Raw genomic sequence first — 22,113 nt, 5'->3', positions numbered from 1 at the left:
GGGTGACGGGCGGCCTAATTTCAAACGGCCCAACCAAGGAGGGCGTCAAGTGATCAATGTGGTCCTGGTGGACGATCATGAGCTGGTGCGTACCGGCTTCCGGATGATCCTGAAACAGCAGCCGGACATCGAGGTCAGCGGCGAGGCGGGCAGCGCGGAAGAAGGGTTGCGTCTGATTCGCAGCCTGTCGCCGGACATCGCCCTGGTCGACGTGCACATGCCCGGGATGAGTGGGATCGAGCTCACCGAACGGGTGAACCGCTCCAAGTTGTCCACCCATATCGTCATCGTGACCGTGGTCGACGATGCCCGCTTTCCCAAGCGCCTGCTCGATGCGGGCGCGCTCGGCTACCTGACCAAGGGGTGCAGCGCGGACGAGCTGGTGGCGGCGGTACGGCAGGTGGCCGGTGGGCGGCGCTACCTGGCTCCGGCGGTCGCCCAGCAACTTGCACTGGCCACGCTCGATGGCAGCGTCTCGCCGTTCGATGCGCTTTCCAGTCGGGAGCTGGAGGTGGCGATGATGCTGGTGCGCGGCAAGCCGCTGACGATCATTGGCGAGCAACTCAACCTGAGTCCGAAGACCGTGTCGACCTACAAGCAGCGCCTGATGGAGAAGCTGCAGGTGGATCACGTACTCAGCCTGGCGCATCTGATGACGGTGCATGGTCTGATCGACACGCCCAGCCATCACGTCGGCAATTGAACGGGATCCGGTTCGGCACGTCGCCGATACCGGTTTCCGGGCACAAAACAAAAAAACCGGACTCGCGTCCGGTTTTTTCGTGCTTCGAGGAAGCTGAAGATCAACCGTGCGATTCGCCGCTCGAATGGCCATTCGCCGGGAGGGGCTCCACCTGCGGTTTGTCGGTTTCGCTTGCCTGCGGGTGAGGCGTCGCGGCACCGGAGGAGGCCAGCAGATCGCCCTGCTTGGGCGACGGCGCGACCACCGGCTCCGTAGCGCCGCTGGCCGGAGTGGCCGCCGGTGCGGAGACCGCAACGGGAGTGCTTTCGCTGGAGGTGGCGGCCGGCGTCACGACGGAAGTCACCGGCCGGACGGGTGGCGTGGGGGTGGCCGGCGCGGTCGCAGGCTGGACGGCTGCCGGAGTTGCCGCCGTGGTCGGAACGGGTGCGGGAGTGACGGTCACCCGTACTGGCGGTTCTGCCGGCTGCGGGGAGGTGGGCAAGGTGGAGGATTCCGGCTGGGCGATCCTGGCGTCGGAGTGGAGTGGCATGGCATGGGCCGCCTCACGGTCCGCATGGCGAGGCTGGGAGGGCTCGACACGGACCTGGGCATCGCCTGCGTGCGCCGGTGCCGCGGCGGGCAGGGTAGCCTGGGCCGGCGCCGCTTCGGCGTCGGCCGCTGGCGTGGCCTGATCCGGGATCGGCGGCAGCGTCGGCAGGACGAAGCTGGCGGTGGCCGGCCTGGCTGCGGGTTTGTCGGAAGGAACGATGCCCGCTGTCGAGAGGATCCCGTCGGTCGCCTGCGTTTCCGGGCTCGTCACGGGCGTTGATGCAGCGGAGGCTGCGCGATGGGCTTCGGCCGGCACTGGCGCCGGACGAGGCTGTTCCTTCGGCACGCTGGTCTGCGCATCCGGCGTCGCCGCCTGGCGTGGTGCAGCTGGCGCGATGGCATCCGCGGTTGCCGGACCGGAGGCCGGTGCCTTGCCGGGATCGTCGCGATCTTCGTCGTCCAGCGCTTCGGCCTGCGTCGGATCCAGCGAACCGGTGGCCGTGGCCGCGTCGTCATGACGGCGACGACGACGACCACCGCGACGGCCGCGGCGGCGGCGCGATGTACCGCCATCACCCTCGGCTGCCGCGTCAGCTGCATGCTCGCCTGGTACGGTCGGAACTGCCTCGACCGCGCCAGCGGCCAGCAAGGCTGCCGCCTTGGCGGCGTCATCCGGTGCATCGGCGGGGGCGCGTTCGGCGACCCGCTCGGCGCGGGGCGCCCGTTCCGGACGTGGCTGCTGCGGCGAGCGCTCGGGGCGCGACGCGGCCAACTCGCTGGCCGGTGCGGGTTTCGCCGGCCGTTCGGCTCGCGCCGACTGGTTTTGCGGTTGACCGGACGGGCGCGAGGCCGCCTCGTTGCTGCGTTGGCGGTTGCTGCGCGCTTGCTGCTGGGCGCCGGACTTCTGGCTCTGCGGCGACGAGGTCGAATCGCGGCGTGGCTGGCGGGCCGAGGATCCCTGCGCACCATTCGTGCCGCGCGTGCTGCTGCGCGAGCCTTGCTCTTCGCGACGGCTGCGCTGGCCGGTGCTGCTGCCTGAAGCGGCGACGGGCGCCGGGGCAGCGGCTTCGGCGTTGCGGAACCAGCCGAACAGGCGCGTCAGCAGGCCGCCCGCCGGAGCGGCGGCTTCGGCACGCGGAGCGGGGGCCTGGCGGCGGGGTGCCGGCTGCCTGGCCGCCACGGGCGGCGTTACTTCCTCGCGCACGGGCGCGGGGCTGCCCGGCACGATGCCGCTCACGGCGGGCTGTTCGCCGCTGCCCAGGGCCTGGCCCATCTTCGGCAGTTCCGTGATGGGCAAGGCGGTGAGCATTTCGTAGCTGGGCTTGCTGTGCTCGCCCATGTCCGCTTCGCGGATGCGCTGGATATCGATGTGCGGAGTCTGCAGCTTCTCGTCGGCGACGATCATCACGTGCACCTTGTGGCGCAGTTCGATCTCGACCACGCTGGCACGCTTTTCATTGAGCAGGAAATTGACCACGCTGGAAGGAGCCTGCACCAGCACCTGGCCGGTGTTGTCCTTCATCGCGTGTTCTTCGATGAGGCGCAGGGTGGACAGCGACAGCGATTCCACGCTGCGGATATGGCCGTGGCCGTCGCAGCGGGGGCAGGTGATCTGGGTCGCTTCGCCGAGGCTGGGGCGCAGTCGCTGGCGCGACATCTCGAGCAGGCCGAAACGCGAGATGCGGCCGACCTGCACGCGGGCGCGGTCGAGCTTCAACGCCTCCTTCAGGCGGTCTTCCACCTCACGCTGATGGCGCGGGCTGTCCATGTCGATGAAGTCGATCACGATCAGGCCGCCGGCATCGCGGATGCGTGCCTGGCGCGCCACTTCCACCGCGGCCTCGCAGTTGGTGTTGAACGCGGTTTCCTCGATGTCGCTGCCCTTGGTGGCCTTCGACGAGTTGACGTCGATGGCAGTCAGCGCCTCGGTCTGGTCGATCACGATCGAGCCGCCCGACGGCAGCCGCACCTGGCGGTCGAACGCGCTCTCGATCTGGGTCTCGATCTGGTAGCGGGTGAACAGCGGGGTGTCGTCCTGGTACAGCTTGAGCTTGCGCAGCGCGTTCGGCATCACCTGCTGCATGAACTCGCGCGCGTCGTTGTAGAGCGGCTCGTCGTCGATCAGGATCTCGCCGATGTCGCTGCGCAGGTAATCGCGCAGGGCGCGGATGAACAGCTTCGATTCCTGGTAGATCAGGAACGGTGCCTTCTGCTTGCCGGCCGCCTCGGAGATCGACTTCCACAGGGTCAGCAGGTAGTCCAGGTCCCACTGCAGTTCTTCGGCGTCGCGGCCCAGGCCGGCGGTGCGCACGATCAGGCCGACGTCATCCGGCACGGTGACGTGGTCCAGTGCCTCCTTCAGCGCCTGCCGGTCCTCGCCCTCGATCCGGCGCGACACGCCGCCGGCCTTCGGGTTGTTCGGCATCAGCACCATGTAGCGGCCGGCCAGGCTGATGAAGGTGGTCAGCGCGGCACCCTTGTTGCCGCGCTCCTCCTTTTCCACCTGCACGACCACTTCCTGGCCTTCCTTGACCAGCTCGCGGATGCTCGACTTGTGATGGTCGAGGCCCGGCGTGAAGTACTCGCGGGAAATTTCCTTCAGCGGCAGGAAGCCGTGGCGCTCGGCACCGTACTCGACGAAACAGGCCTCGAGTGAAGCCTCAACTCGTGTGATTCGACCCTTGTAAATATTGGATTTTTTCTGTTCCCGCGAAGGGATTTCGATGTCCAGGTCGTACAGGGTCTGGCCATCGACAATGGCCACGCGCAACTCTTCACGCTGAGTCGCGTTGATCAACATGCGTTTCATGGTGGTAGTCCTCGGCTTGGCCGCGCGTCGCGAGCCACGGTGGCGCCTGGAATGGCGGCCTGCCGGGAATCGCGCCGCAACGGTTAAGCGGCAAAAAAACGGCACCGTTGCCGGTGTCGGGGATGATTCGGTCAGCTGCGCCTGCTGTCGCGATGCCGGATGGCAACGGACAAACACCAGCCCAAACCGTTACGATGAAAGGGAGCCGCGACCGACCACCAGATGGCAGAAGGCGCAATCCTCGCCGACGTCACGGGCGGGCACTCCACCCGATCCAGGCAACAGACGGATGGAAACCAGCGCCCGGCGAGTATCCTATCTAAGCAGGTTTTTTTCAATGCAGACGGCAACTTCCCGGGACGCACCTCACGGTGTACGTCAAGTCGAGATTGGCCCGGAGCGCGACGGGCAGCGCATCGACAACGCCTTGGTGACCCTGCTCAAGGGCGTACCCAAGAGCATGATTTATCGACTGTTGCGTACGGGCCAGGTGCGCGTGAACGGGAAACGGGCCAAACCCGATACGCGTCTCGTGGACGGTGATACGCTGCGCATCCCGCCGGTGCGAATGGCCGACAAGGTGGAGGGTCGGGGGCCGGGCGAGGGGCAAGTGGCCGAGGTGGCCGAGGCCGTCATCTTCGAGGACAAGCATTTCCTGGTCATCGACAAGCCGGCCGGCGTGGCCAGCCACGGTGGCAGCGGGGTCAGCCATGGGGCGATCGAGCTGCTGCGCGCGGCGCGTCCACAGGAACACCTGGAGCTGGTGCACCGGCTCGACCGCGATACCAGCGGGGTGCTGGTGTTTGCCCGTACCCGGGCGGGTCTGACCGGGCTGCAAGCGGCGATCCGGGCGGGCGAGGTGACCAAGCAGTATCTCTGCCTGATGCTGGGGCACCCGGCCAAGGCCAGGTTCGACGTCAATGCGCCGCTGCTGAAGTCGATCATGCAAGGCGGCGAGCGCATGGTGCGGGTGGCCGAGAGCGGCAAGCCGTCGCTGACCTTCTTCCGCGAAATGGAGCAGTACCCCAGCGCGCGCCTGATGCAGGCCACCCTGGGAACCGGCCGTACCCACCAGATTCGCGTGCATGCGGCGCACATCGGCCATCCGTTGGCTGGCGACCCCAAGTACGGCGATCGCGAGATGAACAAGCGCTACCGCGAGATGGGGTTGCACCGGATGTTCCTGCATGCGGCCCACCTGAGCTTCGACCTCGACGGGCGCGCCTACAGTTTCTCGGCGCCGTTGCCGGCGGACCTGAAGGATTTCCTCGACACGCTGGCCGTCAAGGGCAAGCGGCTGGTCTATACCCGCGAGAAGTCGCGTACCGACTTTTGATCAGCGCGCCAGCAGCGCCTCGACCCGCGCGGCGCAGATGAAGTCGTTCATCGACAGCCCACCCACGTCGTGGGTCGACCACAACAGCTGGCAATGGCCGTAGCCTGCTTCGATGTCCGGGTGGTGATCCTCGTGATTGGCCATGAAGCCCACGGCATTGATGAAGCCCAGGGTGCGGTGGAAATCCTCGAACTTGAAATCCTTGACGATGGCGTTGCCGTCCTCGCGCAGTTGCCAGCCCGGCAGCGCGCGCAGGAGCTTGGCGGCTTCCTCGGCCGCGAGCGCCTGTTGCTTGCCCTTGCGCGGTTGGCAGTGCTGGTTCGACAAGGCGGTGGCGTTCATCACAAGGCTCCGTGCAGGTTTGAGAAGTGAGAAGGGAAGGGTCGAAGCTGGCAGGCGAAATGTCAAAGCACGTCGGGATTCCAGCCATTGCACTCGAAACTGGACTAAAATGGTGCTGATTCACCGGTGAGGGCTTGCCGCCCCCGGTCCATGAACAGCGGAGCCAGGCATGATCGACATTTCCCCACGGGCGCAGCAGCACTTCCTGCGCCTGCTTGACCAGCAAGGCATCGAAGGGTTGGGCATCCGTCTGCGCGTCACGGAGCCGGGCACGCCGGCGGCCAATTGCGAACTGGAGTTCTGCGAGCCTGCCGACCTGGCGGGCGGCGAATGGACGATCGAGTGCGCCGGTTTCGAGTTCCACGTCGACGGCGACAGCGCCAGCTGGCTGGACCAGGCCAGCATCGACTTCGAGCCCAACGCCACCGGCGGCCAGCTCAACATCCGCGCGCCGAAGATCAAGGGCCATGTACCGGGGGTGGCTGCCGGCGTGATCGAGCGCGTGCGCTACGTGATCGACGCGGAGATCAATCCCCGGCTGGCGTCGCATGGCGGGCGGGTGACCTTGCTGGAAGTCGATGCCGATGGCGCGGTGGTGCTGCAGTTCGGCGGCGGCTGCCACGGCTGCGGCATGGTCGATGTCACCTTGAAGCAAGGTGTGGAAAAGACCTTGCGCGAACAGGTGCCCGAAGTCACCGCGGTGCGCGACGCCACCGATCATTCCGGCGGCGAGAAGCCGTATTACAGCCGGCACGAGGGCAAGTCGGCGATGGCCTGAGTCCGGGTTCGCCTGTCCCGCAGTCAACAAAAAGGCCCGCATGGCGGGCCTCTTGTTGCCAGGTCGGCGAACTTCAGTTGTCGCCGCCGATATGACCTTTCAGCGTATCCAGCTTGCCGGGCAGGCTGGAGAAGTAGGCCGAGACGTCTTCGATGTCCTGATCGGAGAGCGTGGCCACCATGCCCTTCATGATCGGATTGTCGCGCTGGCCGCTCTTGTACTCGTGCAGGACCTGCTGCAAGTACAGGTTGTACTGGCCGGCCAGCCGCGGGTATTGCGGATCGACCGAGTTGCCGTCCGTGCCGTGGCAGGCGAAACAGGTGGCGGCCTTCGTCTTGCCGTTGGCAGCATTGCCGTTGGCGAGCGCTGCAGTGGAAGCGAATGCCAGCACGGCGCCGAAGGAGATCAGGGTAAGCACACGGTTCATGCGGAAGATCCTTGGCGATTACTTGGCGAGGCTGGAAAGATAGGCGGCGATGTCCTGGATGTCCGTGTCGGACAGGCTCTCCGCCTGCGCATCCATGGTCGGATGCTTGCGGTCGCCACTCTGGTAGCCATGCAGCGCGTTGACGATGTACTGCTCGTTCTGGCCGGCGATCTTCGGCACCGGATATTGCGGATAGGCATTGGTGTAGCTGGGCACGCCATGGCAACCGGCGCAGGTGTACACCAGCTTGCGGCCGGCGGCCTTGTCGCCTTCGGCGTGAGCGCTGGTTGCAGCGAAGAGAGCCGTGGCCGCAACGAGGCCAAGCATGTGCAATCGAGTCATCGAGTTCATTCCCACTGGTACGGCGACTTGGGTGATGCAACCGCGCAAGTATAGACGTTGCCTGCGCACCTGAACAACACTCCGCCGAATCGCGCCCGCCACCGGAGCGAGGCTGGCGCTTCGAAATCGCCCCCTCACATGGCGCTTGCCGATTCGTTCCCGTCGAGGCCGCGCGGCCCGACATGAACGGATGGCCCGAATGGTGCCAGCCGCGATTGCGGTTGCTGGTGACGGCCCCATATACTTCGGGCGAGTCACCATTTTCCCCGGGGGTGTTCTGGCTTCGACGGGGGTAGTGAGATGACTTGGTGCATGCCGAGGGGGCAGCTTTCCTCGTTAATCCAGCAGCAAACTCATAGTTGCCAACGACGACAACTACGCTCTCGCCGCTTAAGGCGTAAGCCCCGAACCCACTTGTGCTCATGCTCGTCGGTGTAGGGTCATTATCATGAGATCGCCGAAGACTGTCGCCTGGCGGTCGTAGGCAAGATCAATCAGGCTGGTTTCGCGGTGCGCTTTGCCTACCGTGCTTGTCGCGAAACGAGATCGAACGGTGAGCTAAGCATGTAGATCCGGGCATTGAACGCCTTCGGACGCGGGTTCGACTCCCGCCACCTCCACCAATGCAAGCCCATCAGGCGAGTGATTCGCCTGATGGGTTTTTGTTGTCCGTGCACCGGCCCATGCACGCTTGGCGGGAGCGGCGCGGCGCGAGGCGCTCGCGGATGGAAGGGCGCTGACGCACGCGGCGAGTCAACGCCGGTACTCGCGATCCGTTGAAGGCGGGCAACGTGCGTCGGCGTGGCGCGCCGGAGTTCTGGCTTCGTGCCTTCAGGAGTGGAGGATGATTCGCAAGCTTCGTCTGGCGTTCCAGTCGCTCGCATGGATCGGCCTGCTGCTGCCATTGGCGGTGTCGGCACAGTCCGGTGCATTGCGCGAGCGGCTGTTGCAGCGGCATGGCGCAGCGGCGCAGCACGAGTCGCGCGGCCCGGTGAACTTGCCGCCCGGCGCGCGGCTGGTACAGGGCGTGGCTTACGGCAGCGACCCGCTCCAGCGCCTTGACGTGTATCTGCCGGCGCACGCCAGCGCCGCACCGGTGATCTTCATGGTGCACGGCGGCGGTTGGCGGCGTGGCGACAAGGCGGCGCGTGGCGTGGTCCAGAACAAGATCGACCGCTGGTTGCCACGCGGCTTCGTGGTCATTTCGACGAACTACCGGTTGCTGCCGGATGCGCCGCCGCTGCAGCAGGCGCAGGATGTGGCGCGCGCGCTGGCACTGGCGCAGCGCAAGGCGCCGAGCTGGGGTGCCGACCCTCGCGCGTTCATCCTGATGGGTCATTCGGCCGGTGCGCATCTGGTGGCCCTGCTGAGTGCCGAGCCGGCGCTGGCACGCGAGCAGGGCGCACAACCATGGCTGGGCACGGTCTCGCTGGACAGTGCCGCGCTGGATGTCGTGCAGATCATGCAGGGCCGGCATCCGCGCCTGTACGACGATGCCTTCGGTTCGCAGCCCGCCGACTGGCTGGCGGCATCGCCGTATCAGCAGATGCGTGGCCGCATGGCGCCGTTCCTGGCGGTGTGTTCCAGCCAGCGGCGGAAATCCTGTCCGCGCGCGCATGATTTCGCGCGCAAGGCGAAGGCGTTCGGTGGAGAGGCCCGCGTGCTGGAGGAGGACCTCACGCATGGCCAGATCAACGCCGAACTCGGCTCGCCTTCGGATTACACCGATGCCGTCGAGCGCTTCATGAGCAGCCTCGGCCCTGCCGTCGCACGGCGGCTCGGCGCGACGCCGCCCGGGAGGTCGAGCCGCTGAGTTGCCGGACGGCTTTCACAACGCCGACAGGAACGCCACCAGATCGCTTTTCTGCCGGGCGCTCATGCCGATGTCGAAGCGGCTGTCGTAGAAGTCGACCACGTCCATCAAGGTCGCTGCCGCGCCGTTGTGGAAGTACGGCGCGCGGGCGGCCAGGCCGCGCAGGATCGGTCCCTTGAACTTGCCGATGTCGGCCCACTTGCCGGTGAGCATCGCCAGGCCGGGGTCGGTGGTGCGCACCACCTCGCCGGTGCTGTAGCGGGTCAGCGTGTACAGCGGCAGATCCGGCGTGCGCCGGCTGGCGTCGGCAATGCCGATGTTGACCGGCAACGCCACCGAGTGGTTGCCGATGTTCGGTGCGTTGTGGCAACTGCTGCAGCTGCCGTGGATGACCGGCACGCCGGTGACGTCGTTGAGACCGGCCACGCCGCTGATGTCGATCGGCATGTGGTTGAACAACTGCTCGCCGCGGGCGATTGCGGCGCGTGCGCGATCACGCGGGTCGCGGCTCAGTGACGCGCGCGGATCGTTCCAGCTGTCGAACAACCGCATGGCGCGCGGGTCGAACGGCTCGCCGGTGGGATCGTTGTCGAGCGTGTCGTTGATGCCGACCCAGAAGCGCTGCTGGGCAAGAATGCTGGCTCCGCCCATGCCGCCATCCTCGTTGAGCTGTCCGGCCTGCCGGTCGACCATTTGCGCGGTGAACAGGTGCGATTCGAACTCGACGATCCGGTCGATGACGGAGGCATCCGGCACCTTGCCCGCCTGCTCGTGACCGAGGATCGCATCGCGCGCTTGCGAGGCCAGACTGGCGTCGATGTCGCCGATGTCGATGCCGGCATCCATCGGTGGCTTGAACGGCGCGAAGGTCTCGCGTCCGTCCCACATCACTGCGGTGTCCCAGATCAGATTGGTGGCCGGCAGCGGGCGACGGAACAGCGACAACTCGCGCGCGCTGGCGTAGCCATAGGGATCGTCCACGGCAGTGAGTTTGAACTCGGCGTGCGCCGGCATCGGCATGCCGATGCGCAACACGCCGCGCTTGAGCAGCATGGCGTAGGCGATGCGCCGCGCGTAGACGCTGGAAACATCCGCCAGCGGGGAGACCGCGCCGTCGACCAGGGCGAAGATCGGGTCGGTGCCGTTGCTCTGCCGGAAGCGCTCGCGTACCTCGGCGGCGGAGATGGTCCAGCCCTCGGCCTGGCGGTGGCAGGAGTCGCACGAGCGTCCGTTGCTGCCGAGGCTGGCGAAGAACGGATTGCCGGTGTCGATGCGGCCGCTGGGCGTGCTGGTCTGCAGCCAGCCGGACGGATTGGCAGTGACGGCGCTGTCTGCTGCAGCCGGCGGCGGGCGGTCGCCATGGGCCGAGGCCGGGCCGGCAAACGCCAGCAGCAGGAGTGCGGCCACGGCAGCCAGCCGCGCGCCCGCGTGAATCGCGTGATGGTGAAACATGAGGGTCAACCTCCCTGGTTGGTCGTGCGCACGCGCGCCCCTTGCGCGAGTGGACACTGCGCAGAACACCGAGGCGGCGGGAATTGCGACATGCGCCAGGCCAGGCGCGCAAACCAAGTGGACCGCAGGTTGCCGAGGGGACGACGGGTTTCCCGTCAGTTCGGCAAGGCGACGCAAGAGGCGATGGATTGACGCAGCATTGCCTGCGGGCCGGCGAACCTGGGATGGGCGGCAAGCCGGTTCGCTTCGATGACCGTGCTGGCCGCTCGTGCCCTGACCGATGCCGCGGCGCAATCGCCCGTGCGCGCCGTTGCAACGGCGAGCCACAGTTGCGCGGCGAGCTGGCGTGGATGGGCCGGCGGCAGTTCGCGGGCGGCGTTGGCGATTGCGGTGGCCAGCTCGGTCCTGGCCAGCTCCGGTTTGCCACGCAGCATGGCGACCCGGGCGCGAAGCGTATGCGCCCACAGCAGCTGCGGATCATGGCGCGAAGCGGCGGTGGCCAGGTCGCGATCGACGCTGGCCTGGAGATCATCGGGACATTCCGCGCCCGGAGCCAAGGTGCAGGCGAGCAGCAACCGCGTCTCGGCGATCAGCGGAGGCATCGGCCAGGAACGCGTGCGCAGACCGGCGATCGCCGCGGGCAGCAACGCGCGGGCCTGTTCGGGATGGCCTTCCAGCAAGTCGATGCCGGCCAGTTCGCTGTCGACGCGGCCGATCCGCATGCGATTGGCCGGGTTGTCGCCGTAGCGTTGGCGCGCGGCGGCGAACAACTGGCGCGCGCCGGCCAGGTCGCCGGCTTCCTCCAGGCCGAACGCGGTGGCTTCGAGCGAATCGCCATGCAGCGCACTGGCTTCCCCGAAGCCGCCCGCCGACCACGCCTGCGCCTGGCGGCAACGCTCCTGCGCAGCGGCACGATCGGCGCGCAATCCCTCCAGCACGCAGGCCTTCTGCGCCGCGTACACCTGGGTGAGTTGCGGCTGGCCGCCATGGCTTGCGTAGATGGCAAGTGCCTGCGTGAAATGCCGGTGCGCCTGCGTCCATTCGCCGGCGCGATATTCGGACGAGGCCAGGCCGGCCAGCGCCAGCGTTGATTCGTTGCTGGACGGACCGAAATGCGCGAGTTCGAACTGCAGGGTCTTGCGCCACATCGGGATCGCCTCGTCGTAGCGCGCCAGGCCTTCCAGCGCGGACGCGACGTCGTTGTAGCCGATGCCGATGCGGGCATCGCCCGGCCCCCAGGCGGCGATCCGCTCGGCCAGGGCTTCGCGGGAAAGTAGCAGCGCGGCGTCGCCGTGCCCTTCGCTGTTTTCGACCGCGGCCAGCGGGCCGAGCAGGTGGATCAGGTCGTCGCCATGGATATCTTGCGTGCGCATGCGCTGGCGGGCCAGGCGCAGGTCGGCACCGCCAGCTGCAAAATCCTCCATGCGCACCTCGGCGTAACCGCGTGCGGTGAGCGCGCGTATCGCCTCGATGTCGGTGGGCGCCAGCGTGCGCGCGGACAGGGCAACGGCCCGGTCTGCCAGCCTGCGCGACTGCGCGGGGGCGCCGAGGTTTTCGTACAGGCGCGAGAACATCGCCAGCAAGTCCACGTGACTGGCGGCGTCCAGTTGCGGCGAGTGGTCGAGCTTCACCACGCCGCGGGCCAGCAGTTCGCCGAGGCTGGGCTGCTTCGCGGCGGTGACTCCGTACTGGATTGGTGCGAACAGGTCCTCGACGAAGTCCCGCATCATGGTGGCGCGGGTGGCTTGCCGGCGTGCGACGTGCGCCTGCCACAGCGCGGTGGACAGGGAAACGAGCACGGCCAGCACCAGCATTGCCGTGATCGCCACGCCGCCGCGGTGCCGGTCGATGAACTTGCCCGCTCGATACCAGCGCGAGGGCGGATGCGCCAGCACCGGCTGCTGGTCGAGGTGGCGTTCGATGTCGTCCGCCAGCGTACCGGCCGAGGCGTAGCGGCGATCCGCATCGATGGCGGTGGCCTTGAGCACGATGTTGTCGAGGTCGCCACGCAGCCGGCGCCGCCACGCCCGGGCAGTGGACGTGTTGCTGCCGTGCGCGATCGTGCCCAGACGTGCGGATGGCGGACCGGTCTCGCCGGCCGAGCGTCGCCGCCCCACCAGCAGTTCGTCGAGCAGGACGCCGAGCGCATACACATCGGTGGCCGTGGTCACCGGTTCACGGGAGAACTGCTCCGGCGCGGCGTAGGCTGGCGTGAGCGCGCGGTGCTGGGTGCGGGTGGCGTCGTCGGTGCGGTCGTCGAGCAGCTTGGCGATGCCGAAATCGAGCAGCTTCACCTCGCCGTCGGTGGTGACCAGCACGTTGGAAGGCTTCAGATCGCGATGCACGATCAACGCGCGATGCGCCGCGGCCACGGCGCGGCATACCTTCAGGAACAGCAGCAGGCGGGGGCGCAGCGGCAGGCGGCAATCGCGCGCGTAGTCGGTGATCGGCACGCCGTCGACCAGTTCCAGCACGATGTAGGCCAGTCCCTGTTCGGTGATGCCGCCCTCGATCAGCCGTGCGATGCCCGGATGACGCAAGCGCGCCAGCGCCTCGCGCTCGCGCCGGAACTGGTCGCGCGCGGAGGGCGTGTACAGGCCGCGGGCCAGCAGTTTGAGGGCGACTTCCTGGCGCACGCCAGCCTCCTGGCGCGCGGCGCGGAACACGGTGGAGGAGCCGCCTTCGCCGAGCACCTCGATCAGTTCGAAGGCGTTGATCCGGCTGCCCGGCGGCATCGCCGCAGCGACACCGGTCTCGCCGATCGCGCGCGCCGCGTCGACGGCGTCGCCGGGCAGCCAGCCGTCGTCGGCGCTGTCGGCGCTGAGCATGCGTTCGATCTCCTCGCGCTGGTGCGGGTCGAGGCAGTGCGCGGCGAGCCAGTCCACGCGCGCGGCGCCGCTCAACTGCAGCGCCGTTTCGAACAACTCGCGCAATGTCGGTGTGGAGTCCATGTAAAGCGCCCCTGCCGGGTGACCTGCCTGTGATTAACCCCGCTGCCCGCCCGATTGCGACGCGACCGGCTCAATCCATGTGCGCCTTGAGGAAGGCGCGGGCGAAGCGCCAGTCTCGGTCGATCGTGCGTCGCGCCAGGCCGAGGGTGTCGGCGATCTGCTGCAGGCCGAGTCCGGCGAAATAGTGCAGTTCCACCACGCGGGCGGCGCGCGCATCGGCCTGCTCCAGCGCGTTCAGCGCGGCGTCCAGGGCCAGCGCCTGGGCGGCCGTGTCCAGCGCGAGCCGGACATCGTCCTCGTCCAGCGTGACCTTCATCCACTGACCACCGGCGCGCAGGCGCAAGCGGTCACGGGCACGGTTGGCCAACAGGTGGCGCATGGCACGCGCGGCATAACTGAAGAACTGCGCCGGGTGTTCGAAGTGCAGCGCTTCGTTCTCGCCGATGCGCAGGTACAGCTCATGCACCAGTTCGGTGGTGTCCAGAGTGGCGCCATGACGGCGATTCAATTGCCGGGCAGCCATCGCCTTGAGACGCGCGTAGACCGCGGCGAACAAGGCGTCCGTCGAACCTTCGGCAAAGGATGAACCGGTCCCCGTCATGCTCTTGCACGCACCGCCCCGATACGGAGCTGGTCGGGCCGATGGTACGCCTGTGCGGGCCGGACAAGAAAAAGGCCGGCACCCGCTGCTGCGGACGGTCCGGCCTCTTGCATGACGTGGTGGAGCGGATGGGGATCGAACCCACGACCTCTACGATGCGAACGTAGCGCTCTCCCAGCTGAGCTACCGCCCCACGCGAGCGGCGAATGTTAGCAGCGTGCAGGGCAGTTCGCCAAGGGTTTGGATCAGGCGGCGCAGCGTGGCCGCCCCACCGCGGTCGAGGGGGAAGTCGTGCCGTTCTGCTAATCTTGAGGGCTGCCGTCGCGCGGTGGTTCGGCGGCGGCCCGTCCCAAAGTCAGCAGAGGATTCCATGGCGCTTACCCCGGCCCGCACCATGCCCGGCGTGCTCGAGCTGTTGCCGCTCGACCAGATCGCGTTCCAGCGCATGCTCGACGTGATCCGTCGCAACTACGAACGTTTCGGCTTCCTTGCCATCGAGACGCCGGTGATCGAGTACTCCGACGTGCTGCTGACCAAGAGCGGCGGCGAGACCGAGCGGCAGGTGTATTTCGTGCAGTCCACCGGCGCGCTGGGCAAGGCCGACGAAGGCACCCCCGAACTGGCGCTGCGCTTCGACCTCACCGTGCCGCTGGCACGCTACGTGGCCGAGCACGAGCGCGATCTCAGCTTCCCGTTCCGCCGCTACCAGATGCAGAAGGTGTACCGCGGCGAACGCGCCCAGCGCGGGCGCTTCCGCGAGTTCTACCAGTGCGACATCGACGTGATCGGCAAGGACGCGCTTTCGGTGCGCTACGACGCCGAGATCCCGGCGGTGATCTACAGCGTGTTCCGCGAACTGGCGATCGGCCCATTCACCATCCAGCTCAACAACCGCAAGCTGATGCGCGGCTACTTCGAGAGCCTCGGCATCCTCGACGGCGAACAGCAGATGCTGGTGCTGCGCGAGGTGGACAAGCTGGACAAGCGTGGCGCCGACTATGTGCGCGACACGCTGACCGGCGAGGCGTTCGGCCTGAGCATCGAGGTGGCGCAGAAGATCCTCGCGTTCGTGCAGGTGCGCTCCACCTCGCTGCAGGATGCACTGGACAAGCTCGATGCACTGGGCGCGGGCCCGGAGGCGATGGAGCAGGGCCGCAACGAGCTGAAGGAAGTGCTGGGCCTCATCCACGCGTTTGGCGTGCCGGAAACCCACTACGCACTCAACCTGTCGATCGCCCGCGGCCTCGACTATTACACCGGTACCGTCTACGAGACCACGTTGAACGACCATCCGCAGATCGGCTCGATCTGCTCCGGCGGTCGTTACGAGAATCTGGCCGGTCAGTACACCAAGTCGCACCTGCCCGGCGTCGGTATCTCGATCGGCCTGACCCGTCTGTACTGGCAGCTGCGCGACGCCGGCCTGATCGACACGGCCAGGAGCACCGTCGACGTGCTGGTGACCCAGATGGACGAGGCGCAACTGCCCGCCTATCTCGCCCTGGCCGGCGAACTGCGCGGCGCCGGCATCGCCACCGAGGTGGTGCTGGAAGGCGGCAAGCTCGGCAAGCAGTTCAAGTACGCCGACCGCGCCGGCATCCGCTTCGTGGTGGTGCTGGGCGAGGACGAACTCGCCCGCGGTGTGGTGACGGTGAAGGACTTGCGCCGCGAAGACCAGTTCGAGGTCGCGCGTGGCGAGCTGGTCAAGACGCTGCGCGTAGAGCTGGAGCAGGCTGCGGCAATGGGGTGAGGGCGCTATTGCCTTTGACGCCGTCATTCCCGTGTTGGCGGGAATGACGGCAACAACGTGGAGCATGACTGCGGTGAGTGAAACGATTCTTCTCGACGGCAGCAGCCTGACGCGCGCGCAACTGGTGGCGGTGGCGCGGCAGGGCGCATCGGTAGCGCTGGATCAGGCACAGCTCAAGCACGTGCAGCGCGCCGCCGATTTCCTGGCCGACAAGGTCAACTGCGGCGAGCCGACCTACGGCGTGACGACCGGCTTCGGCAGCAACGCCGACAAGCTGCTGGGCGCGCACCGTGTGCGCGACGAACTGCCGGGGCATCAGCCCGCCGAAGGCACGCTGATGGAGGAGTTGCAGCACAACCTGATCATCACGCACGCCGTCTGCGTCGGCAAGCCGTTTGCAGCGGAGGTGGTGCGCGCGATGCTGGTGATCCGCATCAACACCTTGATGCGCGGTCATTCGGGCATCCGCGTGAGCACGCTGGAAGCGCTCGCCGCGATGCTCAATGCCGGCGTGGTGCCGGTGGTGCCGGAGAAGGGCTCGGTCGGCGCCAGCGGCGACCTGGCGCCGCTGTCGCATCTGGCGATCGTGTTGCTCGGCGGCGGAGAAGCGTTCCACGAGGGCGAGCGCATGCCTGGCGCGCAGGCGCTGGAGCGCGCCGGCCTCAAGCCGATCCGGCTGTCGTTCAAGGAGGGTCTGGCGCTTAACAACGGCACCGCGCAGATGCTTGCCACCGGCGCACTGGCGCTGGACGTGCTGGGCGATCTGCTGGACGTCGCCGACCTTGCCGCGGCGATGACGCTGGATGCCTTCGCCGGGCGCAGCGGCGCCTTGCGACCGGAGGTGCATGCGCTGCGGCCGCACCCGGGGCAGGTCGATACCGCGGCGCACGTGCGCGAACTGCTGGACGGTTCCACCTTGCTCGACATCCCGTATCACCTGGTGCCGCGCTTCAAGCCGTGGAGCGCCGATGCGTGGAGCGAGCCGGACGACCAGGCGCTGAGTTTCGACATCGGCTGGGACTGGGTGCCGGCCAGCCAGCGCCACGGCCGCGAGGCGTTCTACCAGCGCTTCCTGCCGTTCAAGGGTGGCAAGAAGCACCAGCCGCAGGATGCCTACAGCCTGCGCTGCATGCCGCAGGTACACGGCGCGGTGCGCGATGCCTGGGCGCAGGCCTGCCGCGTGTTCGACATCGAGCTCAATTCGGTCACCGACAACCCGCTGATCTTCCCGGACCACGCGGACGCGCAGTTCATCGAGGAGCAGGTGGTCTCGGCCGGCCACTTCCACGGCATGCCGCTGGCGCTGGCGATGAGCTACGTGAAGGCGGCGATCCCGGTGCTGGCGTCGATTTCCGAGCGTCGCCTCAACAAGCTGGTCGACCCGGCCAACAACGACGGCCTGCCGGCCTTCCTCACCGGCAACGAGGACGGCACCGACTCCGGTTTCATGATCGTGCAGTACACCGCCGCGGCACTGGTCAACGACCTCGCCACGCGCGCGCATCCGGCCAGCGTGTATTCGGTGCCGACCAGCGCGAACGCCGAGGATCATGTCTCGATGGGCGCGAACGAAGCCCGCCACGTGCTGGACATGGTGGAGGACCTGGGCCACGCGCTGGCGCTGGAGTTGTACACGGCGGCGCAGGCGCTCGACTATCGCCAGGAGATGCTCAACGCCGCACGCCGGTTGGCACGACGCGGCGGATGGCAGGCGCTGGCGGCCAAGGTGGCCAATGCGCCGCGGGAAGGCCAGCCGCACCGTGAGCAGTTCGTGGCCGAGGTGCGGCAGCTCGCCGACGCGCTGTGCACCGCCGACGACTTCCATGCCGGTAGCCGGGTGCGCCAGGCGCACGCGATCCTGCGCCAGCACATCGCCTTCCTGCACCGTGACCGCGCGCTGGACGGCGACGTGGCCGCTGTCTGCGCGTTGGTCCAACAGGGCGGCTTCCGCGCCGCGGTTTGAAGCAACTTCCAAGGAGCCGAACATGAGCCTGATCCAGACCCCCGTTTCCTATGGCGAACTGATCGACAAGATCACCATCCTCGAGATCAAGTCGCGGCGGATGACCGACGAAGCCAAGCTGGCCAACGTGCGCAATGAACTGGACCTGCTCAATGCCACCTGGGCCAACGACGCGGCGTCGCGGACCGACATCGGTGAAGAACGCGCCAGCCTGCTGGCCGTCAACGAGGCGTTGTGGGACATCGAGGACCGCATCCGGCTCAAGGAGCGCGCGCAGGAGTTCGACCGGGACTTCATCGAACTGGCCCGCTCGGTGTACTTCCGCAACGACGAGCGCGCCGCGTTCAAGCGTGCGATCAACCTCAAGCTCGGCTCGCAGCTGGTCGAGGAAAAGTCGTACCAGGATTACCGCGCGGGCTGACCGATCGGTTGGGTGCCGGCCGGGCGGACGCTTCACGAAAAACGGCGCCCGCAGGCGCCGTTTTCGTTTGAATGGGGGGCAGGTCAGTGGGGCAGGAATTCGTCCAGCGCCTTGACCAGTTCCTCTTCCTTGATCGGTTTGGTCACGTAGGCCTTGGCGCCCTGGCGCATGCCCCAGACCTTGTCGGTTTCCTGGTCCTTGGTGGTGACCAGGATGATCGGGATGTGCGCGGTGTCGGCGTTCTTGCTGATCGTGCGGGTGGCCTGGAAACCGTTGAGGTTGGGCATGACCACATCCATCAGGATCAGGTCGGGCAACTCGGCCTTGGCCACCTCGACGCCCGCGGCACCATCTTCCGCCGACAACGTCTCATGCCCGAGTTTCTCGACGATCCGCTTGATGCCCAGCAACTGGGAGGGGGAGTCGTCGACGATCAGGATGCGTGCCATGGGTTGGGGGTTCCCTGCGGGTTTCGATGAGTCTAAGGCGTGATGATGGTACTTCCAAGCACGTCGCTGTCAAACCGGATGGTCGACGTGCACCAGCGTGCGCCCGAAGGACTCGCCGGCAAGCATGCGCTCGAACACCTGAGGCAACTCCTCCAGCGCGATGTCGCGCGTGGCGATGCGCTCCAGATGCCGCGGCTTCCAGTCGCTGGCGAGGCGCCGCCAGATCTCGTCGCGAATATCCCGCGCGGTGCCGGCCGAAGCCACGCCGAGCAGGCTCGTGCCGCGGATGATGAAAGGCATCACCGTGCTGTCGAACACGATGCCGCCGGCGTTGCCGCACAGTGCCACGTTGCCGTAGGGCACGATGAGCGGCAGCAGGCCGGCGAGCATGCCGCCGCCGACGTTGTCCAGCGCGCCGCCGAAGCGGGCGGAGTCCATCGGCTTGCCGCTGAAGGCGAGCTGGTGGCGGTCGATGCAGTCCGTGGCGCCGAGGCTGCGCAGGAAGTCGAAGTGGTCCGCCTTGCCGCTGATCGCATGCACTTCGTAACCGGCGCGACTGAAGATGTCGATCGCCAGCTGGCCGACGCCACCGCTGGCGCCGCTGACCGCGATCGGGCCCAGCGCGGGTGTCTGCCGGTTGTCCTGCATGCGCAGCAGCGCGAGGGCCGCGGTGAAACCGGCGGTGCCGATGATCATGCTTTCGCGCAGGCTGAGACCGGCCGGCAGCGGGATGGTCCAGCGCGCGTCCAGCCGTGCGTATTGCGCATAGCCGCCGTCGCGCGTTTCGGACAGGCCGCTGCCGGTGCACAGCACGGCATCGCCTTCCTTGAATGCGGGATCGGTCGAGGCGACCACATGACCGGCCACGTCGATACCGCCGTTGAGGGGATAGGTGCGCAGGATCCGGCCCTTGCCGGTGCCGGCCAGCGCGTCCTTGTAGTTGACCGAGGAGTACGCGACCTTGACCAGCACCTCGCCGGGCGACAGCGCGCCAGTGTCCATGGTTTCGATGCCGGCGCGGTAGCCGGACTCGTCGTTGTGGATGCGGAAAGCGCGGAAACGGGTCATTTCGACCTCCTGCGGAATCAGGCGTCGACGCTGCGGGAGGAAATCCACTTGGGCGTGTAGCTGCCTTCGTAGTCCCGCATCCAGTCGAACAATGCGGCGATGTCGTCGCCGAACCAGATGCTGTCGCGCTGCGCCGCCTTCACGAAGGATTCGTCGACCATGTGCTCCATCAGCGTGCGCAGGTCGCGGTAGTAGCCGCGCACGTCGAGGAAGGCGCAGGGATAGCGGTGCAGGCCGAGCTGGGCCCAGGTCAACATCTCGAACATCTCGTCCATCGTGCCGAAGCCGCCGGGCAGGGCGACGAAGGCGTCGGACAGCTCGTACATGCGCGTCTTGCGCTGGTGCATGGTCTCGACGACCACCAGCTCGCTCAGGCCCGGGTGCGCCACCTCCAGCTCCACCAGCTGGCGCGGAATCACCCCGATCACCCTGCCGCCGCCGGCGAGCACCGCGTCGGCCACCACGCCCATCAGGCCGACCTTGCCGCCGCCGTAGACCAGCGCGATGCCACGTCGGGCCATCTCGCTGCCGAAGGCGTGCGCCTGTTCGGCGTACTCGGGATGCCGGCCGCTGTTGGAACCGCAATAGACGCAGATGGCAGTGGGTTGGGGCATGCGTATTCCTTTTCGTAGGAGCCCGCTTGCGGGCGATGCCGTTGCTTTTGTGAGTCCCGTTGCTCGATTCCCGACAGAAAAGCATCGCCCGCAAGCGGGCTCCTACGGGCAGATGGCAGACGAAGCGGCCCACCCATGTCGCCACGAGCGGGCCGCGTGGATCCCGTGCCGTCGGCCATTCATGGCCTGCACGGAATGAGCCATCCTGCGCTCAGTTGCCCTTGTGGATGGCGCGCTTGTCGACCGACAAGGCGGCTTCGTGCACGGCTTCCGACAAGGTCGGATGCGCGTGGACGATACGCGCCAGGTCCTCGGAGGAGCCCTTGAACTCCATCGCCACCACGCACTCGGCGATCAGCTCGGACACGCCCGGGCCGACCATGTGCACGCCCAGGATGCGGTCGGTCTCGGCGTGGGCAATCATCTTCACCTGGCCCACCGCCTCGTTCATCGCCACGGCGCGGCCGATGGCGGCGAACGGGAAGCTGCCGACCTTGTACGGCACGCCTTCGTCCTTGAGCTGCTTCTCGGTCTTGCCGGCCCAGGCGATTTCCGGCTCGGTGTAGATCACCCACGGGATCGTGTCGTAACTGACGTGCCCGGCCTTGCCGGCGATCCACTCGGCGACCGCCATGCCTTCCTCGAAACCCTTGTGCGCGAGCATCGGGCCGCGTACCGCGTCACCCACGGCCCACACGCCGTCCACGCCGGTGTGGCAATGTTCGTCGACGATGATGCGGCCGCGCTCGTCCAGCTTCACGCCGGTGTCGTCGGCCAGCAGCCCGGCGGTATAGGCGCGGCGGCCCACGGCGACCAGCAGTTTGTCGACGACGAGCTTCTGCTCGCCGTCCTTGTCGGTGTAGACCAGGTGCACGCCGTCCTTCTTCACCTCGGCCTTGCCGAGCTTGGCGTTGAGCCTGATGTCCAGGCCCTGCTTGGCGAACTCCCTCGCCGCGACCTTGGCGACGTCCGCGTCGGCGACGGAGAGGAACTCCGGCAGCGCCTCGATCACGGTGACTTCGGCGCCGAGCCGGCGCCATACGCTGCCCAGCTCCAGGCCGATCACGCCGGCGCCGATCACGCCAAGGCGCTTCGGCACGGCGTCGAGCTCCAGCGCACCGGCGTTGTCGATGATGTTCTTGCCGTCGAATTTCGCGAACGGCAACTCGATCGGCACCGAACCGGAAGCCAGGATCACGTTGGTGGCGGCGATGGTCTGCTTGCTGCCATCGTTGCCGGTGATCTCGACCTGGTTGTCCTTCAACAGCTTGCCGGTGCCGAAGTAGCTGGTGATCTTGTTGGCCTTGAATAACTGGGCCACGCCGCCGGTGAACTGCTTGACGATCTTTTCCTTGCGTCCGATGAAGGTCTTGAGGTCGACCTTGGCATTCTCGACGGTGATGCCGTGCACGGGAAGATTGTGCGCGAGGTTGTAGAACTGCTTGGAGGAATCGAGTAGCGCCTTCGACGGGATGCAGCCCACGTTGAGGCAGGTGCCGCCCAGCGCCTGCTTGCCGTCCTTGCCGACAAAGGCGTCGATGCAGGCCGTCTTCAGGCCCAGCTGCGCGGCGCGGATCGCGGCGTGGTAACCGGCAGGGCCTCCGCCGATGACGATGACATCGTATTTTTCGCTCATGGTTTTCCTCTTTGCTCTTTCCTTCTCCCAGCGGGAGAAGATGGCGCGAAGCGCCGGATGAGGGTGCGGGCGGAGCGAGGCGTTGCGGTATCACCGAACCCTCGCCCCCAACCCTCTCCTGGCGGGAGAG

Annotated in this window: 18 protein-coding genes, 1 tRNA gene and 1 other RNA gene; 8 read left to right on the top strand and 12 right to left on the bottom strand. The window is 67.2% G+C overall.

The features are described 5' to 3' along the window. Nucleotides 1-49: 49 nt before the first annotated feature. Nucleotides 50-703: a response regulator gene (locus B1991_RS10065; RefSeq protein ID WP_136258595.1), complete on the top strand. Its 654-nt coding sequence runs from the start codon at nt 50-52 to the stop codon at nt 701-703. A 100-nt stretch (nt 704-803) separates the two neighbouring features. Here B1991_RS10065 and B1991_RS10060 read toward each other — a convergent pair whose 3' ends face one another. Further along, entirely contained in the window at nt 804-4,040 is a 3,237-nt protein-coding gene (locus B1991_RS10060) for an Rne/Rng family ribonuclease (RefSeq protein ID WP_136258594.1), read from the bottom strand. A 337-nt stretch (nt 4,041-4,377) separates the two neighbouring features. Between B1991_RS10060 and B1991_RS10055 the strand changes: the two genes are divergently transcribed. Beyond that, nucleotides 4,378-5,376: an RluA family pseudouridine synthase gene (locus B1991_RS10055; RefSeq protein WP_168709619.1), complete on the top strand. Its 999-nt coding sequence runs from the start codon at nt 4,378-4,380 to the stop codon at nt 5,374-5,376. Here the strand turns inward: B1991_RS10055 and B1991_RS10050 are convergent, their stop codons facing one another. Next, nucleotides 5,377-5,718 carry a 4a-hydroxytetrahydrobiopterin dehydratase gene (locus B1991_RS10050; protein WP_136258593.1) on the bottom strand — a complete coding sequence of 114 codons (342 nt, stop codon included), beginning with the start codon at nt 5,716-5,718 and terminating at the stop codon, nt 5,377-5,379. It lies immediately after the preceding gene. A 169-nt stretch (nt 5,719-5,887) separates the two neighbouring features. Here B1991_RS10050 and B1991_RS10045 point away from each other — a divergent pair, with 169 nt between their 5' ends. Then, nucleotides 5,888-6,496, top strand: coding sequence for an NfuA family Fe-S biogenesis protein (locus tag B1991_RS10045; RefSeq protein ID WP_136258592.1), 609 nt, complete (start codon nt 5,888-5,890; stop codon nt 6,494-6,496). A gap of 73 nt (nt 6,497-6,569) precedes the next feature. Here the strand turns inward: B1991_RS10045 and B1991_RS10040 are convergent, their stop codons facing one another. Together B1991_RS10040 and B1991_RS10035 are read right to left on the bottom strand one after the other, a co-directional pair. Next, complete coding sequence (locus tag B1991_RS10040; RefSeq protein WP_136258591.1) at nt 6,570-6,923, bottom strand: c-type cytochrome; 354 nt, start codon at nt 6,921-6,923, stop codon at nt 6,570-6,572. Between the two features lie 18 nt (nt 6,924-6,941). Beyond that, on the bottom strand, nt 6,942-7,265 hold the full coding sequence (locus tag B1991_RS10035; protein WP_136258590.1) for a c-type cytochrome: 324 nt from the start codon (nt 7,263-7,265) through the stop codon (nt 6,942-6,944). Nucleotides 7,266-7,533: 268 nt separating this feature from the next. Between B1991_RS10035 and ssrA the strand changes: the two genes are divergently transcribed. Continuing rightward, nucleotides 7,534-7,888, top strand: a transfer-messenger RNA (tmRNA) gene (gene ssrA / locus B1991_RS10030). 221 nt (nt 7,889-8,109) lie between these two features. Next, on the top strand, nt 8,110-9,078 hold the full coding sequence (locus B1991_RS10025) for an alpha/beta hydrolase (RefSeq protein ID WP_136258589.1): 969 nt from the start codon (nt 8,110-8,112) through the stop codon (nt 9,076-9,078). 15 nt (nt 9,079-9,093) lie between these two features. Here the strand turns inward: B1991_RS10025 and B1991_RS10020 are convergent, their stop codons facing one another. From B1991_RS10020 to B1991_RS10005, 4 genes are all read right to left on the bottom strand, one after another. Continuing rightward, nucleotides 9,094-10,530, bottom strand: coding sequence for a cytochrome c peroxidase (locus B1991_RS10020; RefSeq protein ID WP_136258588.1), 1,437 nt, complete (start codon nt 10,528-10,530; stop codon nt 9,094-9,096). A 155-nt stretch (nt 10,531-10,685) separates the two neighbouring features. Continuing rightward, the gene (locus tag B1991_RS10015) at nt 10,686-13,481 is read right to left on the bottom strand and encodes a serine/threonine-protein kinase (protein ID WP_136258587.1); all 2,796 of its coding nucleotides are present in this window, start codon (nt 13,479-13,481) and stop codon (nt 10,686-10,688) included. Nucleotides 13,482-13,551: 70 nt separating this feature from the next. After that, a complete protein-coding gene (locus B1991_RS10010) occupies nt 13,552-14,082 on the bottom strand; it encodes an ECF-type sigma factor (protein WP_136258586.1) in 531 nt (176 codons plus the stop codon). A gap of 117 nt (nt 14,083-14,199) precedes the next feature. Then, nucleotides 14,200-14,275 (bottom strand) — tRNA-Ala (locus B1991_RS10005). A 177-nt stretch (nt 14,276-14,452) separates the two neighbouring features. Here B1991_RS10005 and hisS point away from each other — a divergent pair. The 3 genes from hisS to B1991_RS09990 all read left to right on the top strand — a co-directional run bounded on the left by hisS (nt 14,453) and on the right by B1991_RS09990 (nt 18,216). Then, nucleotides 14,453-15,832, top strand: coding sequence for a histidine--tRNA ligase (gene hisS, locus B1991_RS10000; RefSeq protein WP_136258585.1), 1,380 nt, complete (start codon nt 14,453-14,455; stop codon nt 15,830-15,832). 64 nt (nt 15,833-15,896) lie between these two features. Next, the gene (locus B1991_RS09995; RefSeq protein ID WP_136258584.1) at nt 15,897-17,795 is read left to right on the top strand and encodes an HAL/PAL/TAL family ammonia-lyase; all 1,899 of its coding nucleotides are present in this window, start codon (nt 15,897-15,899) and stop codon (nt 17,793-17,795) included. Between the two features lie 22 nt (nt 17,796-17,817). Next, nucleotides 17,818-18,216: a DUF6165 family protein gene (locus B1991_RS09990; RefSeq protein WP_136258583.1), complete on the top strand. Its 399-nt coding sequence runs from the start codon at nt 17,818-17,820 to the stop codon at nt 18,214-18,216. 83 nt (nt 18,217-18,299) lie between these two features. On the opposite strand, the gene pilH is transcribed toward B1991_RS09990, so the two are convergent. From pilH to lpdA, 4 genes are all read right to left on the bottom strand, one after another. Next, a complete protein-coding gene (gene pilH, locus B1991_RS09985) occupies nt 18,300-18,665 on the bottom strand; it encodes a twitching motility response regulator PilH (RefSeq protein WP_136258582.1) in 366 nt (121 codons plus the stop codon). Between the two features lie 69 nt (nt 18,666-18,734). After that, nucleotides 18,735-19,733 (bottom strand): oxidoreductase, encoded by a 999-nt coding sequence (locus tag B1991_RS09980; protein WP_136258581.1) that lies wholly within the window; start codon nt 19,731-19,733, stop codon nt 18,735-18,737. Between the two features lie 17 nt (nt 19,734-19,750). Continuing rightward, entirely contained in the window at nt 19,751-20,347 is a 597-nt protein-coding gene (locus B1991_RS09975) for an LOG family protein (RefSeq protein ID WP_136258580.1), read from the bottom strand. Nucleotides 20,348-20,558: 211 nt separating this feature from the next. After that, nucleotides 20,559-21,983: a dihydrolipoyl dehydrogenase gene (lpdA, locus tag B1991_RS09970; RefSeq protein ID WP_136258579.1), complete on the bottom strand. Its 1,425-nt coding sequence runs from the start codon at nt 21,981-21,983 to the stop codon at nt 20,559-20,561. Nucleotides 21,984-22,113: the final 130 nt, after the last annotated feature.

The sequence above is a fragment of the Rhodanobacter lindaniclasticus genome, assembly GCF_004799035.1.
Lineage (GTDB): Bacteria > Pseudomonadota > Gammaproteobacteria > Xanthomonadales > Rhodanobacteraceae > Rhodanobacter > Rhodanobacter lindaniclasticus.
The sequence above is the reverse complement of the archived record's forward strand: the minus strand, read 5'-3'. Positions and strand labels throughout refer to the sequence as shown.